Here is a 15,304-nt window from a genome sequence, read left to right as displayed (position 1 = left end):
GGTCAGGACGTCACGTTCGCCGGCGGTCGAACCGGGATGAGCGTCCCCGCCGCCGCCAGCAGGGCAAATGCGGCCGTCACCGCATGGAGCGTGACACCGAGGAAGCCGGGCGTGCTGCCGTCGGCGGCGAACAGCAGCGACGGCGCGCAGGCCAGCGCCGTGGCCAGCCACGTGCCGGTCGCCGCGCCGGCCCCGATCCGGATCGTGTGCAGCAGGAAGACCCCGAGCAGCAGGTGCACCAGGCTCTGGATCGGGTCGAGCCGCAGGCCGAGCAGGTCGGCGTCGGCGGCGACCCCGCCGAAGCGGGTCAGCGCGAAACCGAACACGCCCAGCGTCGCGTAGCCGATCCCGAGCCCGGCCGCGGCCCGGGTGAGCACCGCCGTCCGGCGGCCGGGGTGGTCGGCCGCGCGCGGCTCCCGGACGCCGTGGGTGTGCCGTTCGAACCACCAGAAGACCAGCGTGGCGGGCACCGCGAGCAGCCCGACCGCGACCAGCGTGCGCGGGCGGATCAGCCAGCTGACCCCGTCGGCGATCCGGCCGGGCAGGTACACGACGGCGACCAGCAGCAGCATCGCGGCGAGGAACGCCAGGTAGAGGCTCATCGGCGCGCGCAGGACCAGCCGGCAGGCGCGGGCGACGCCCGGCCGGTCGCCGAGCCGGGCGAGCGGGCGGGCCAGCAGCCCGAGGACGCCCAGCTGGACGAGGCCGAGCAGCAGCACGCCCCACGGCGGGGCGGAGAACGCGGCGGGCGCGCCCGGGCTGCCGAGCAGGACGGGCGGCCCGTCCCGCAGGACGCTCACCCCGGCGAGGCCCGCGACCCCGGCCGCGGCGGCCGCGGCGAGCAGCCGGCGCGCCGGGCGGACGCCGTCGGCGTGCGCGAAGGCGAGCTGCTGGGCGAGCAGGGCGATGGCGAACGTCGCCGCGTAGCGCGGCGGCGGCGAACCGGACCAGCTCGCGGCCAGTTCGCCGCCGGCGACCAGGGCGAGCAGCCCGGCGGCCGCGGGCACCGGCGCCCGGCGGTGCAGGGCCAGCAGCGGGGGTGCGCACACGATCGTCAGCAGGTAGACGCCGAGCAGCCAGAGCGGGTGCAGCGCGATCCGCATCACCGTCGCCGTTGTCCCCGCCGGGCTGCCGAGCAGTTCGAGCGCGAGCGGCGTCAGCAGCGCGACGACCGCGAAGATCAACGCCGGGCGCAGCAGCGGGCTCGCGCGTTCGGCCAGGTAGTGGCGGTAGCCGCCGCCGGCTTGCTGCTCGGCGCGCCAGCCGGCCGCGTTGGCGTGGCCGCCGGCGAAGTAGATCAGCGGGGCGAGCTGGGCGAGCCAGGTGAGCGGCCACAGCGCCGTCTCGGCCGCCCCGGCCCAGTGGGCGAGCGCCGTCATGGACTCGCCGAGCAGCAGGACGACGACCCCGCCGGCGCCGAGCAGGGCCCACCGGCTGACCTCCGCGGGTGCGGCGGCGGACACGGGAGCCCGCGGCACGCGGCGCGCCCGCAGCCAGCCGCGCAACCGGAAGACCAGCAGGCAGGCGATCACCAGCACCCCGGCGACCATCGGGCCGATCGGGTCGCCGACCGGCGGGCCCCAGCGCTGGTGCCACGAGTTGACGACCAGCCCGGCCGAGTAGAACGAGGCGACGACCCGGCAGGTGAGCGCCGAGTTCATCGGGTTGAGGTCGCAGGCGTGGTGCATGTCGTAGGACAGGCGGTCGTCCAGGGCCTCCCGGACCTCGGGGCCGAGCGGGTGGCCCTTGCGGTCGGCGTACCGGAGCAGGTCGTAGCCGAGGTCGTGGGCCTTGCACGGCACCGCGTAATCCCACTTCGTGTTGTCGTCGCCCCACGGCGTCGAGCAGCCGCCGTCGACGTGCACGGCGCGGACCGTGCCGTCGCGGGCCGGCAGCGCGGCCGGGGTGACGCCGCTGAGCGCGGTGAAGTCCTTCGGCAGCCGGGCGAGCGCGTCGGGGTGCGGACCGGGGTGGACCAGCGCCTCGACGGCGTTCTGCGCGGCCAGCACGTCACCGGTGGGCGGGCCCTGGTCCGGCGGGGCTGGCGGGCGCGAGGCGATCAGCCCGAACGCGAAGACGACCAGCAGGACCAGCAGCAGCCACCCGGACGTCGACCAGGGTCGGCGGGTGCGTGGCGAATCGGTCGGTGCCGGCATGGGTTCAAGGGTGCCAGCCCCGCTCGGCGGCCGACATGGGGATAACCGCAGGGTTGCCCCGGCGGTTTCCCGCAGGCTGCCCGGACGGCTGCCCGTTCTTCCCTACCGCGGCGGGTGCGTCCTGGTGAGACTGGGGACAGGGGGCGCGGCGACCAGGAGGCAGCAGTGCGCTCGACCGAGCTCGCCGTGCCCGCGGAGAACACCGTGCGCGCACTGCGCCGGCTCGCCCCCGGCGCCCGGCTGCGCGAACCGCGCACGCCGGAGCTGCGGGTGCTGGCCGGTGCGCTGCGCGACTGCGCGCCGCCGGAGCTGGCCCGCGCCCACCCCGGGCCGGTCGCCCGGGCGGTGCTGACCGCTCAGCTGCGGGCGCTGGACCGGGCGATGACCGGCTTCTTCGCGGCGGACGAAGGTGGCCGGGAGGCAGCTCGCCTGGTGCGGGCGGCCATTTTCGGCAAGGTCCGGCAGGCGCGGCCGCTGCTCGACCGGCTGCACACCGAGCCGGGCTTGCGGACGGCGGCACTGGCCTGGGCGGACGTGCTCGGGTACCGGATCCTGGCGGGAGAGCTGCGCGGGGCCCGGGAGCGTCCCGGGGAAGAGGACGGACGGCTGGCGGCGGAGCTGGCGGTGGCGGCGCTGTTGCCGCGCGCGGAGGCCGGGACGGGCGGCCGTGAGGTGCTGCTGCCCTGGCCGGACGGTGGTGCGGGTGCACCGCCGTCGGCCTCCGGGCCGGTCGGCGTGCCGCCGAGCGGCGGTGCGGGTGACGCGGCCGGCCCGCCGCTGGGCGCCGGTGGGGGAGGCACGCCCGATCCGGGTGACCGCGGCTCACCGCCTCCTTCCGCCCCGGCCGGCGGCAGCGCCTTCCTCCACGTCCGCTCGGTCCGCGTCACCGACCGCGGCTTCCGGGTCGACGTCCACGCCGATCCCCCCGTCGAGCTCCTCCGCGACGGCGACGGCCTCACCCTCCGCGCCCTGTGGTGGAACGGCCTGGACCGGGTCGCCGACGACCTCGGCCACGAGTACCTCCTGCTGGCCAGGGACCACGCCGGCACCGGGACCGTCCGGCACTGGTGCCACCCCCGTCCCGCGCCCGGCGCGGGCGTCCTGCGGCTCGAGTCGGCCGGCTACCGCGGTGAGCGGGTGCGGCTGGCCCCGGCCTCGGCCGGGACCTGCGCCGAGGTGCTCGTCAAGCTCGAACTCACCGTCCGGCTGGGGGCGTGACCGTGTCCGGGGCGAAGCAGACCTGGTCGCGGCCGTTCTCCTTCGCCAGGTAGACCGCCGCGTCGGCGGACTGGAGGAGGCGCTCGAGGGTGTCCCCGTGGCGGGGGTGGCGGGCCACGCCGATCGACGTCGTGCGGTCGGCGATGGTCGCCGGGTCGCCGCGCTTGTCCGTGGTCACCATGTGCAGCTTGGCGATCGCGATGCGGATGCGCTCGGCGGCGTCCCACGTCGCCTCTTCGCCGATGTCCGGCAGCAGAACGAGGAATTCCTCGCCGCCGAAACGGCCGACCAAGTCGCTCGGTCTGGTCACGTCGTCGAGCGTTTGCGCAACGGTGCGCAACACATCGTCGCCCGCCGGATGTCCATAGGTGTCGTTAATCCACTTGAAGTGGTCCAGATCGACCATCAGCAGCGCCAGTTGATCACCCGATCGAGCGGTCCGTTCAAGAGCCCGTTCCGCCGCCTCCGACCAGCCACGCATGTTGAGAATGCCCGTTTTCGGGTCCGTCCGGACGTCGTTCTGGAGCTGATCGAGTTCCGCGAGGCGATTGAAGACCACGGTGACCACGGCCATCACCGCCACCATCGGCGGGACGGCGGCGAGCAGGATCGCGGTCACCGCGCCGAGGCCGATGGTGATCGCTTCGAGCATGTTGTCGGCCGGGCTGCCCAGCACGTTACGAACCGTGCGCCCGGCGGGGGATCCGAGCAGCAGGACCCCGCCCACGTACGCGATCTGGATCGCTTCGTAGATGGCTCCGGTGACGACGATGGTGCCGGACTCGCGGAGGAAGTCACCCCACCCCGGCCGGCCGAGCAGGTGCGGCCCGAGTGCGGTGTAGGTGAGGTGGGCGAGTGCGCCGGCGAGGCCGTGCGTGATGGACGAAAATATGAAGTTGTGGGCCGGTCGCCGCGCGATGAACCAGTGCTGCAGCCGGATGACGGCAATGACGAAAAGGATGAGCGGTACCGGCAGTATCATCGCGGCGGAAAACGTCCACACCGCGGTGAGGTCGATCAGTACCGTTTTGGTCCGGTTACGTCGCCGTTCTTCCTGGCGCTGGGTCAGTTGAATGTGGACGGTGGCACCCGCGGCGAGAATCGCGAAATTGATCCAGTCGTTTCCGGACGGAATCGGCGAGCGGGCGAACGACACGGCGAGAACGGCCACCGCGACGGCCTCGGCCGCCAGCATGAAGGCGACCTGCACCGGACGGCGGCGCCAGAGCGCCCAGTTGCCCGGCCAGTACGCGTGGCGGACCCGGGCGGTCGCCGCCGCGCCACTGGTCGTGGTCGCGGGCGTACCTGTGGTCACGTCCGGTTCCGCGGTGCCGTGGTTTCGGGACACGGCCGCCCGTGCCGCCTGGTCGCCGCCCGGTTCGCCCGGCGCGGCCGGGTCCCCGTCCGGTCCTGGATGCAATTGGTCACCTCCTTTCCAGCCTAGTCCCGGCCTTGAGTAATCTCATCGGTACCTGGCAGAGTGTTCACGCATTCCGTAACCGGGTACCATCCCACAGCAACGGATCGGCCAAGGCCCCGGAGTAACTGCCGGGAACGCGGCGCAAACGGTTCTGCGAGACTCTCCCCGCATGGAGGTGGCCCCATGAGCAACCGCGACTTCTGAACCGCCCTCGAATTGTCACCCGTGACGTCCGCGAATGCCATTCATGATCTTGGCCGTACCCGGAGGTGGCACCTGGCGCTCACGACGGCCACGGTTGCGGTTCCGCCCCGCCCACCCGGCGCCAGGCGAACGCCACCGGCACGGCCAGCAGCAGTCCCACCGCGCCCGCCAGCGCGATGGTCGTGTGCGCGGAACCCAGCGCCTGCGCGACCAGCCCACCCACGCCGACACCCACGCCCTGCGCGACCCGCAGCCCGGTCCGGTACAGGCCACCCGCGCTGCCCCGGATGTCGTTCGGCACCCACGTGATGAACGTGGCCGACACCGTGATGACGTACGCGCCCGTCGCGCCGGCCAGCGCGAGCAGGATCAGGGCGAACGCCAGGTTCGGCCGCAGCGCGAACGCCGCCAGCGCGGCCAGCGGCAGCGCGGCGAGCACCCCGAGCAGCTTGCGGCGGTGCTCGGTCGTGACGAACCGCGACAGCAGGAACGTCCCGGCGACGAAGCCCAGCGGATCGGCGGCCAGCAGCCAGCCGACGGCCTGGTCGCCCGCGCCCAGCTGCGCGGCGAGCGGCGCCGCGAGGCCCTCCGGGATCACCGCCAGGCCGACGAGCCAGGACAGGTAGAGCAGCACCCGCAGCCGTTCGTCGCCGAAAACCTGCCGGACGGCGCCGAACCACGGGGCACCACCGTCGCCCGCGGCGGGCCGGCGCAGCACCAGCAGCCGCACGGCGACGGCGGCCACCAGGAACGTCAGCGCGTCGATCGCCAGCGCCCACGAGGTACCGATCGTGGTCACCAGCAGCCCGCCGACGGCGAGGCCGGCCAGCATCGCGGTGTTGTTCGTGATCCCGCGCAGGTCCTGGCTCTGCAGGTAGACGTCGTCGTCGGCGAAGACCTCGCGGCCGAGCGCGTTCTGCGCGGCGTTGCCGGGCGCGTTCGCCAGCCTCGCGAGGACGAACAGCGCGAACAGCCAGCCCATCGGCATCCCGGGCAGCGCCATCAGCCCGATCAGGACGGCCTGGGCGAACGAGCCGGTCACCAGCACCGCGCGCCGGGGGAACCGGTCGGCGAGCTGGGACAGGCCGAGCCCGCCGGCGAGCGCGGGCAGGAACGTCAGGGAGTAGACGACGGCCGACAGCAGCGGCGACCCGGTCCGGTCGAAGGTCAGGATGGCCAGCGCGACGATGGTCAGCTGGTCGCCGAGCATCGACTGCGTCTCGGCGAACCACAGCGCGCGGAACTCGCGGCTGGCCAGGACGGCCCGGAGCCGGGGTGTCGCGCGCGTTGTCACCTCGTCACCACCGTCCCCCGATCGAGTGAACCTGGACCGTCGCATTGTGCCTCTCCGGTGACGACGCCGTCCGGGGGAGTCACGGCCTACCACCGGGAAGCACCCACAGTATGCCGCCGGTTACGCGCCGATGTCCCCTGAATGCGAGCCAGTCACCCCCTTGTGACCGGCCCACCGGTACGTCCGGCTGATCGAACCGGACTCGCTCGGCGCAAGGCGGCGGCCGCTCGTCGTCGCGCCGATGCCGCGTTGGACCGAATGGGCCAAGACTGGACAGTGAGCCGGCCGGGGTGGACGGACCGCGCGCCGCCGGCGCTGCAGATCGGGGAGAAGCGATGGACGGGTTGATGGAGGGCAAGGCGGTCGTGGTCACCGGCGCCGGCCGGGGCCTGGGCGAAGCGTTCGCGGTGCACATCGCGCGCGCGGGCGGGGCAGTGGTGGTCAACGACGTCGACGCCGAGCTGGCGGAGCGGACGGCGGACACCATCCGGGCGCACGGCGGCCGCGCCGTCGCGAGCGGGCACAGCGTGGCCGAGGCGGGGGAGGCGCAGGAGATCGTCGACCTGTGCGTCAAGGAGTTCGGCGGGATCGACGGGCTGGTCAACAACGCGGGGCTGAACTACGAGGCGCTGCCCTGGGAGGACGACGCCGAGCAGGCGCGGGAGCTCGTCGCGGTCAACGTCCTCGGCGTGGTGAACACCGGCCTGGCCGCGATCAAGGCGATGGTCGACGCGGGCACCGGCGGTTCGATCGTCAACATCTCCTCGGGTGCTTCGCTCGGTCAGCGCAAGCTCGGCGTGTACGCGGCGAGCAAGGGCGCGGTCGCGTCCCTGACCTACTCCTGGGCCCTCGACCTCGAGGACGTCGGGATCCGCGTCAACGCCGTCTGCCCGCTCGCGCACACCCGGATGGTGTGGAAGTCCGAACGCTCCCTGCGCGCCTGCCCGCCGGACCGCACGCCGTCGCGGATCGCGCCGGTCGTGCTGTTCCTGCTCGGCGAGGGTTCGGACGGCATCACCGGGCAGATGATCCGGTGCAACGGCCCGCAGCTGCACGTCATGGGCCAGCCGTTCCTCAAGCAGCCGATCCTCGAGCGCCCGGTGTGGGACACCGAGACCGTGCAGAAGGCGTTCGACGAGGTCTTCTCCGCCCACCTGGAGAACTACGGCCTGGAGAAGCGCGTCCCGCCGCGGCTGCGCAAGTGGACGGAGACGACCTCGCCCCGGACCGCTTAGGCGCCCGCCGCGGGCTCGCGCACCGCCGCGTAGAGAGCCTCGATGTCGGCCGAATACCGGTCGTTGATGACCCGGCGCTTGAGCTTGAGCGTCGGGGTCAGCTCGCCGGATTCGGGCGTCCACGCCTTCGGGAGCACGTGGTAGCGCTTGATCTGCTCGATCCGCGCGAGCCTGCTGTTGGCCGACTCGACCGCGCGCTCCAGCTCGGCCCGCACGGCCGGGTGGTCCGCGAGGTCCTCCGGGGCGGCTTCGACGCCGTTCGCCGCGGCCCAGCCGGGGGCGATCTCGTCGTCGAGCACGATCAGCGCCGTCACGTACGGGCGGTCGTCGCCGATCGCGACGGCCTGGCCGATCAGCGGGTGTTCCTTGAGCAGGCCCTCGACGCGGGTCGGCGCGATGTTCTTGCCGCTCGAGGTGATGATCAGTTCCTTCTTGCGGTCGGTGATCGTCACGAAGCCGTCTTCGTCGATCGTGCCGATGTCGCCGGTGGCGTACCAGCCGTCCGCGTCGGTGGCGTCCTGGATCGTCCCGTCTTCCTGGAGGTACCCCAGGAAGACGATCGGCCCGCGCACCAGCAGCTCGCCGTCCTCGGCGACCTTCACCTCGACGCCTTCGACCGCCTTGCCGACGGTTCCCGCGCGGAACGCCTCCGCGGAGTTGGACGTCGCCGCGCCCGTCGTCTCGGACAGGCCCCAGACCTCGCAGATCTCGATGCCGAGCCCGGCCAGGAAGTAGATGATCTCCACCGGGATGGCGGCCGCGCCGCTGGAGGCGACGAGCACCTTGTCGAGCCCGAGCAGGGCGCGCACCGGCGCCAGTGCGGCTTCGTCGGCCTGCCGGATCTTCTCGGCCAGGTCCGCGGGCACCGGCTGCCCGGCGCTGCGCAGCTTGTAGCCCTGCTGCAGCAGCTCGTTCGCCTGCAGCAGCGCGGTGCGCCTGTCCTCCGGGACGCCGCCGAGCATGTTCTTGAGCCCGGCGACCATCTTTTCCCACACGCGCGGGACGCCGAAGAAGCTCTGCGGGTGCACCTTGCCGAGCGCGCCGACGACGCCCGTCGGGTCGGCGAGGGTGTGCACGTGTCCCGCCCAGACGATCGGCAGGTAGATCGACAGCTCGCGCTCGGCGATGTGCGCCAGCGGCAGGTACGCGATGTTCGTCGCGTGCATCGGCGGGTGGTGCAGCTCGGTGACCGCGTACGCCTGGTGGATCGCGTTGCGGTGCGAAAGGACGACACCCTTCGGGTCACCGGTGGTGCCGGAGGTGTAGATCATGGACAGCGGGTCGTCCGGCTTGATCTCCTGCCAGGACCGTTCGAAGACGTCGGGGTCGGCGGCAAGCGCTTCCCGGCCCCGGGCGCGCAGATCGGCGAGGGAAACGAACCGGTCGTCACCGCCGGGGATCGCGGTCTCGTCCATGACGACGACGTGCCGCAGTGCCGGCAGGTCGTCGAGCACCGGCCGCCAGCGCGCCAGCTCGCTCTCCCCGCCGAGCACCACGACCGGGGCCGCGCTGTGCCGCGCGACGAACCGGATCTGGTCCGGGCTGAGCGTGGCGTAGGCGGTGCAGGGGATGGCGGACAGGTGCGTCGCGGCGAGGTCGGCGACGATGTGGTCCGGGCAGCCGGGCGCCATGATCAGCATGCGGTCACCGGCGGCGAGCCCGAGTCCGGCCAGCCCGCGGGAGACCTCGGCGATCGCGGTGCGGAACTCCGCCCACGTCAAAGTCGGCTGTCCTTCGATGTCGAGCGAGGTGATCGCCGGCAGGTCCGGGTACTCGACCGCGTTGCGGTGCAGCAGCCGCGGGATCGTCTGGCCTTCGGTCTGCTCGGCGACGGACGGGGTGGTCAACGCTGGCCTCCTCGGTACTCCGGATGGCCACACTGTAGGGGCTCCCGGCGCAGGGGGATAGAGAATCGCGGCCACGTCAAGCGTCGCCGTCGAACCGGACATAGCGGTCAGGTCTCCACCACTGTCCACTGTGTACACGGGCGTCCGCGCCTTGACCGCGCTTCAATGGAGTGACTGCTTCCACGAGGGACGGCGGATTCCAGGGGGAACCGATGACGCGGTCGGCGCGCAAGCTGCTCGAAGAGATCCAGGCGGAACTCGCGCCGCGCGACGGCGACAACCGGCTCGTGCCGCTGATCGCCGCGGGCCGGGCCCCGCGTGCCGTGTTCGCCGCGCTCGCCGCCGAGGAGAAGCTGATCACGCTCAGCGACTGGCGGAGCTTCCACGCGCTGGCCGCCCGGGCCGACGAACCGAACGCGCGCACCTTCTTCGGCGGGCTCGCGCCGGGCGAGCAGCAGGCGAACGGGATGCTCGACGCGTTGCTCGCGGCGACTGGTCCGGACCACGGGCGGGAACTGCCCCGCGCCGGCTGCCAGGTCTACCCGGCCTACGTCGCCTGGCTCGCGCTGAACGGCGAGTCGTCGGCGACCGCGGCCGGGATCTTCGCCAACTTCGCCGCCTTCGGCCGGTACTGCCGGGACGTCGCCGCCGGCATGCGGGAGCACTACGGCTTCACCGGCGAGCAGTGCGCGTTCTTCGACTTCTTCGCTGCGGACGTCCCGGAAATAGAAGAACAAGCGCTCGCCGCGATCCAGGCCGGCCTCGACGCCCGCCGGCTCGACGAACGCGAAGCGCACCGCTGCGCGCGGCTGTTCCAGAGCTACGAGCTGCTCTTCTGGAACACGCTGGCCGACGAGTTCCCGGGCTGAGCGCCCGCCGCGGCCGCGGAACCGGTACCGGGCCACCGCAGCGTGATCAACCGACCGCGGATGCGGAATACCGGGAATTCTCGCTCGGTATCCGGCGAATCCGTGGCTGCGTTTCGCCAATCCTGCGCATTTCGCGTTTCCGGGGCTGTCCACTCCGGACGAAGGCGGTGCGCGGAGGTGCGAGTGCCGGTCCGTGATGTTTGTCACCGAACGATTCGGTGCTGTCGTACGTAGAGGGGCCGGCCGGGACGCGCGGCGGGGATCGGGAGCGCTCCCAGTGCTCACATCCGTACGGGGAACGAAAGTCGCCCTGCGACGAAGGTCACGACTTACGGTGGTGGACTTTCCAAGCGCAGGCAGCGAGTGTTGACGGGTCACCGTTCCAAGATCACGTTCTCGCCACGGACTTGACGCGCCCTGGAGGGCTGCCTAACGTCGTCGCGGGCGAAGCAGACCACGGTGATGTTGATCCGGCTGGTCGGAATCCGGGTGTCGAACGCCTCGGGCGACCCGAAACCATGTACTGCCGGAAGGAAAACGGACCCAGGTGAAGCAGATTTCTCTTCGACGCAACCGGGGATCCTCGATTCGGAAGCGCGTGCTCACGATCGCGCTCGTCCCCAGTATCGCGCTGTTGCTGGTCGGTGTGGCCCTCGCGGGCTACCTCATCTACGACGCGGTCACCGGCCGGGACTACACGAACCGCATCCGGGGCTCGGAGGCCCCGTCGATCCCCTTCCTCGCCTCCCTGCAGCAGGAGCGCCAGGCCACGCTGAGCTTGCTCGCGGGCCAGAGCAACCAGCGTGCCGTGCTGGCGGCCGTCCGGCCGAAGACGGACGAGAACGCCGCGAAGACGATCCAGTACCTCAAGGACAGCTTCGCCGACTACGACGACACCCCGCCGAGCGTGCTGAAGAACATCACCACGTTCTTCGGGCTGTACCAGCAGCTGCCGCAGAACCGGCAGGCGATCGACGGCGGCCAGATGCAGATCAACCAGGCCTTCGTCTACTACAACAAGATGATCGACCAGTTCACCGACGGCGTGGCCGGGCTCGCGCAGAACGCGCGCGGCGCCCAGAACGCCTTCGACCGGCTGACCGCCATCCCGCTGTTCACCGCGGCCGACGCGATGCAGCGCAGTGACGCGCTCGCCGCCGCCGGGCTGGCCGCGGGCGGGCTGAGCAACGACGACTTCCGGACCTACGTCGGTCAGGTCGGTGCCTACCACGCCCAGCTCGACGCCTCGGCGCCGAAGCTGATCCCCGAGGTCAAGGCCAAGTACGACGAGCTGCTGGCCAGCCAGCCGTGGCAGATCGTGAACCAGGTCGAGACCACGTTCCTGCGCGGTGACCTGTCGAAGCTGCCGGTGCCGCAGGACCAGTGGCGCACCGCCGCCCGCCAGGTCGGCGCCGCGCTGATGGGCATCTTCATCCTCCAGAGCTCCAACGCGAGCCAGGCCGCGATCAACGACGCGGACTCGACGTTCACCGAGTCGCTGATCGCCGGCGTGATCGCGGTCCTGTTCGCGGTCTTCGTGGTGTTCGTCGCCGTCCGGCTGTCGAACCGGCTCATCGGCCGCCTGCACCGGCTGCGCGAGGACACCCTCGACGCGGCCGAGGTCCGGCTGCCCGAGCTGGTGGCCCGGGTTCGGGCGGGTGAGCCCGTCGACCTCGAAGAGGGCGGTCACTTCCTCGACCACGGCACCGACGAGATCGGCCAGGTCGCCGACGCCTTCAACAAGGCGCAGCAGACCGCCATCGCGGCCGCCATCGACGAGGCGAAGACCAGGGAGGGCACCAAGACGGTGTTCCTCAACATCGCCCACCGCAGCCAGGTCATCGTGCACCGCCAGCTCAAGGTGCTCGACCAGGCCGAGCGCAAGCAGGAGGACCCGGAGCAGCTGGACACCCTGTTCCAGCTCGACCACCTCTCCACCCGCGCCCGCCGCAACGCCGAGAACCTGATCATCCTCGGCGGCGGGCAGCCGGGCCGTCAGTGGCGCAACCCGGTCGGGCTCGCCGAGCTGGTCCGCGGCGCGTCCGCCGAGACGGAGGACTTCGCCAGGGTCAAGGCGGCGGTGCTGCCGCAGATCGCCGTCCGCGGCCCGGTCGTCGGCGACCTCGTGCACCTGCTCGCCGAGCTGATCGACAACGCGACGGCGTTCTCGCCGCCGCAGTCCCGGGTCGAGATCCGCGGCAACGTGGTCGGCAAGGGCGTCGTGATCGAGGTCGAGGACCAGGGCCTCGGGCTCGAGCCGGACCAGACCGAAGAGATCAACACGATGCTGGCCGACCCGCCGGACTTCGGGATCATGGCGCTGTCGGACGAGCCCCGCCTCGGCCTGTTCGTGGTCGCGCGGCTGGCCGCGCGGCACGGCATCCAGGTGCACCTGCGGGAGTCGGCCTACGGCGGCACCCGGGCCATCGTCCTGGTGCGCACCGACCTGCTCGCCCCGCTCGCCGAGATCGAGCCGGAACAGCCGATCACCCCGCCGAAGCCGGAGCTCGTCCCCAACCTGGCCGAGCCCGAGACGACGGCCAACGACGAGGTCGCGCCGCTCAAGCGGCCGGTCCGCCGCCCGCCCCGGCACCGCACCGAGCCGCCCGCCGCCCCGCCGGCGCCCCCGACGGCTCCCGCGGCCGTGACCCAGCCGCCCACGCCCGTGCCGCCGATGGCGGCCCCGCCGGTGACCGTCCCGCCGCCGGCCCCGGCCCAGCCGCCGTCCGCACCGACGCCGGTCCCGGCCGGGTCCGTGTCGGAGCCGGTGAGCCAGCCGACCCAGGCCCAGCCCGTGGCCGCGGTCCGGCCGCCCGCCCCGCCCGCCCGGTCCTCGCGCCCGGCGCGGCCGTCCGCGCAGCAGCCGGTGTGGCCGCCGCAGGAGCCGCGGGCCGCGGCGACGCCCGAAAGCCGCCCGCAGCAGCCGCGCCGCCCGGAGGCGCCCGGCCGCCCGCCGCTGCCGCAGCGGCGACGCCAGCAGAGCCTCGTCCCGCAGCTGCGGGAAGATAAGCCGGCGACCGCGGAACGCGAAGAGGTCCGGCTGGATTCCCCGGAGGTGGCCCGCAGCAGGCTCTCCGCCTTCCAGCAGGGCACCCGGCGGGCCCGAGACGAAGAGTTTCCCGAGAACGACGACAGGTACGGAGAGCGCGAGTAATGGTCAACTCAGGCGCCCACGAGCTCGACTGGCTGCTGGACGACCTCGTCAAGCGGGTCGCCGGGGCGGACCGGGCGGTGGTGCTGTCCTCGGACGGCCTGCTCATCGGGAGGTCGGGCAACCTTTCCGAGGAGGACGCCGAACACCTGTCCGCGGTGGCTTCGGCGTTCCAGAGCCTGGCCCGCGGCACCGGGCGGCACTTCGGCGGCGGCAACGTCCGCCAGACGATGGTCGAGATGGACCACGCGTTCCTGTTCGTGACGGCGGCCGGTCGGGGCGCCTGCCTCGCCCTGCTGGCCCGCGAAGACGCGGACATGGGGCTGGTCGCGTACGAGATGAACCTGATGGTGAAGCGGGTCGGCCAGGTCCTCACCTCGGCCCCGCGGACCGGCGCCGGCGTTCAGCCCACGTCGCCATGAGCGCACGGCACGAAGCCTGGTTCGACGACGAGGCCGGCCCCCTGGTCCGGTCCTATGCGGTCACGGGCGGCCGCACCCGGTCGGACACGCTCGGGCTCGACCTCATCACGCTCGTGGTCGCCCTGCGCACCGCGCACGAAGCGGGCATGCTCGAACCGGAGTACGCGCGCATCATCGCGCTGTGCCAGCGGCCGGTCTCGGTGGCCGAGGTGGCCGCCCGGGTCGATCTCCCGCTGCCCGTGGTGAAGGTGATGCTGAGCGACCTCATCGAACAGAACCTGGTGCTGTTCCGTACCGCGGCACCGGTCCAGGAAACCCCCAACCGACACGTATTGCAGGCGGTTCTTGATGGCATCCGGAAACTCTGACCCCCGGCGGAACCTGACCGCGACCGCGGTCAAGGTACTCATCGCCGGCGGGTTCGGGGTCGGCAAGACCACGATGGTCGGTTCGGTGAGCGAAGTGCCGCCACTGCGGACCGAGGAGGTCATCACCACCGCGTCCGAGGGTGTCGACGACCTGTCGGGCGTCGAGCAGAAGACCACCACGACGGTCGCGCTCGACTTCGGCCGCATCACGATCAACCCCGACCTGATCCTCTACCTGTTCGGCACGCCGGGGCAGGACCGGTTCTGGTTCATGTGGGACGAGCTGGCCGAGGGCGCGCTCGGCGCCGTCGTGCTGGCCGACACGCGGCGGCTCGACAGCTGCTTCGCCGCGGTGGACTTCTTCGAGCGCCGCAACCTGCCGTTCGTCGTCGGCGTGAACTGCTTCGACGGCGCGTACCGCTACGGCACCGAGGAGGTCCGGCAGGCGCTCGACGTCGGCATGGACGTCCCCCTGCTGCTGTGCGACGCCCGCGAGCGTGATTCGACGAAGCAGGTGCTGACCAGCCTGATGGAACACGTGATGGCGCGGTCCGACCTCGCGGCCGCCCAGGGCGGCTACTGACCGGACCGCGCCCGGTGCCCCTCAGCGCTTGATGAGGTTGTCGAGCGCGAGGCGGCCGGGGCCGATCGCGGCGAACAGCAGGAAGATCCACGAGTACACCGCGGCGGGCTCACCCATGTTCTGCAGCGGCAGCAGGCCCATCGGGGCGTGCACGGTGAAGTAGGCGTAGGCCATCACACCGGAGAGCAGGATCGCGGCCGGCCTGCTCGCCAGCCCGACGAGCAGCAGCGCGGCGCCCACGAGTTCGAAAACGCTGCCCCACCAGCCGGGGAACGAGCCGAACGGGACGCCGCCGCCCTGGCCGTCGATGCCGCCGAAGAGCCCGAACCCCTGCAGGCCGTGGAAGCCGAACAGGAACGAGATCACGATCCGGCTCGCGCCGATCACGAGGCCGGTGACCTGGGTCTTGGCCGGGGTGGTGGTGCGGGTTTCGCGGGCGATGGTGGCGGTCATGGTGGGGTTCCTTCCCTGGGTTTCCTTGTTTTCTGGCTACGCTGCCTTCTGCCTACGCGTCGATCGGGCCCCGGCGGGTTTCGA

General features: G+C 72.2%; 12 protein-coding genes. 7 read left to right on the top strand and 5 right to left on the bottom strand.

The window, feature by feature from the left end:
* Nucleotides 1-2: 2 nt before the first annotated feature.
* On the bottom strand, nucleotides 3-2,156 hold the full coding sequence (locus AB0F52_RS32370; RefSeq protein ID WP_360179312.1) for a phospholipase: 2,154 nt from the start codon (nucleotides 2,154-2,156) through the stop codon (nucleotides 3-5).
* Between the two features lie 165 nt (nucleotides 2,157-2,321).
* Between AB0F52_RS32370 and AB0F52_RS32365 the strand changes: the two genes are divergently transcribed.
* The gene (locus AB0F52_RS32365) at nucleotides 2,322-3,374 is read left to right on the top strand and encodes a hypothetical protein (RefSeq protein WP_360179311.1); all 1,053 of its coding nucleotides are present in this window, start codon (nucleotides 2,322-2,324) and stop codon (nucleotides 3,372-3,374) included.
* Here AB0F52_RS32365 and AB0F52_RS32360 read toward each other — a convergent pair.
* Nucleotides 3,352-4,794 carry a GGDEF domain-containing protein gene (locus AB0F52_RS32360; RefSeq protein WP_360179309.1) on the bottom strand — a complete coding sequence of 481 codons (1,443 nt, stop codon included), beginning with the start codon at nucleotides 4,792-4,794 and terminating at the stop codon, nucleotides 3,352-3,354. The genes AB0F52_RS32365 and AB0F52_RS32360 overlap by 23 nt on opposite strands.
* Before the next feature lie 283 nt (nucleotides 4,795-5,077).
* The gene (locus AB0F52_RS32355; protein WP_360179307.1) at nucleotides 5,078-6,292 is read right to left on the bottom strand and encodes an MFS transporter; all 1,215 of its coding nucleotides are present in this window, start codon (nucleotides 6,290-6,292) and stop codon (nucleotides 5,078-5,080) included.
* Between the two features lie 335 nt (nucleotides 6,293-6,627).
* On the opposite strand from AB0F52_RS32355, the gene AB0F52_RS32350 reads away from it, so the two are divergent.
* Entirely contained in the window at nucleotides 6,628-7,527 is a 900-nt protein-coding gene (locus tag AB0F52_RS32350) for an SDR family oxidoreductase (RefSeq protein WP_103344343.1), read from the top strand.
* Here the strand turns inward: AB0F52_RS32350 and AB0F52_RS32345 are convergent.
* A complete protein-coding gene (locus tag AB0F52_RS32345; RefSeq protein ID WP_360179305.1) occupies nucleotides 7,524-9,374 on the bottom strand; it encodes an AMP-binding protein in 1,851 nt (616 codons plus the stop codon). The two genes, AB0F52_RS32350 and AB0F52_RS32345, sit on opposite strands and share 4 nt — an antisense overlap.
* 212 nt (nucleotides 9,375-9,586) lie before the next feature.
* Between AB0F52_RS32345 and AB0F52_RS32340 the strand changes: the two genes are divergently transcribed.
* The 5 genes from AB0F52_RS32340 (at nucleotide 9,587) to AB0F52_RS32320 (ending at nucleotide 14,767) form a co-directional block, all read left to right on the top strand.
* The gene (locus AB0F52_RS32340; RefSeq protein WP_360179303.1) at nucleotides 9,587-10,243 is read left to right on the top strand and encodes a transcriptional regulator; all 657 of its coding nucleotides are present in this window, start codon (nucleotides 9,587-9,589) and stop codon (nucleotides 10,241-10,243) included.
* Nucleotides 10,244-10,841: 598 nt separating this feature from the next.
* Nucleotides 10,842-13,397 (top strand): nitrate- and nitrite sensing domain-containing protein, encoded by a 2,556-nt coding sequence (locus tag AB0F52_RS32335; protein WP_360179301.1) that lies wholly within the window; start codon nucleotides 10,842-10,844, stop codon nucleotides 13,395-13,397.
* Nucleotides 13,397-13,816, top strand: a complete 420-nt coding sequence (locus AB0F52_RS32330) for a roadblock/LC7 domain-containing protein (protein ID WP_004561732.1) — start codon at nucleotides 13,397-13,399, stop codon at nucleotides 13,814-13,816. Before AB0F52_RS32335 ends, AB0F52_RS32330 begins: the two co-directional genes overlap by 1 nt.
* Complete coding sequence (locus AB0F52_RS32325) at nucleotides 13,813-14,184, top strand: DUF742 domain-containing protein (protein WP_004561733.1); 372 nt, start codon at nucleotides 13,813-13,815, stop codon at nucleotides 14,182-14,184. The genes AB0F52_RS32330 and AB0F52_RS32325 overlap by 4 nt, the downstream gene beginning before the upstream one ends.
* Entirely contained in the window at nucleotides 14,165-14,767 is a 603-nt protein-coding gene (locus AB0F52_RS32320; RefSeq protein ID WP_103344348.1) for an ATP/GTP-binding protein, read from the top strand. Before AB0F52_RS32325 ends, AB0F52_RS32320 begins: the two co-directional genes overlap by 20 nt.
* 21 nt (nucleotides 14,768-14,788) lie before the next feature.
* Here the strand turns inward: AB0F52_RS32320 and AB0F52_RS32315 are convergent, their stop codons facing one another.
* Entirely contained in the window at nucleotides 14,789-15,220 is a 432-nt protein-coding gene (locus AB0F52_RS32315) for a DoxX family protein (RefSeq protein ID WP_360179299.1), read from the bottom strand.
* Nucleotides 15,221-15,304 lie beyond the last annotated feature (84 nt).

Source organism: Amycolatopsis sp. NPDC024027, assembly GCF_040638975.1.
GTDB lineage: Bacteria > Actinomycetota > Actinomycetes > Mycobacteriales > Pseudonocardiaceae > Amycolatopsis.
The sequence above is the reverse complement of the archived record's forward strand: the minus strand, read 5'-3'. Positions and strand labels throughout refer to the sequence as shown.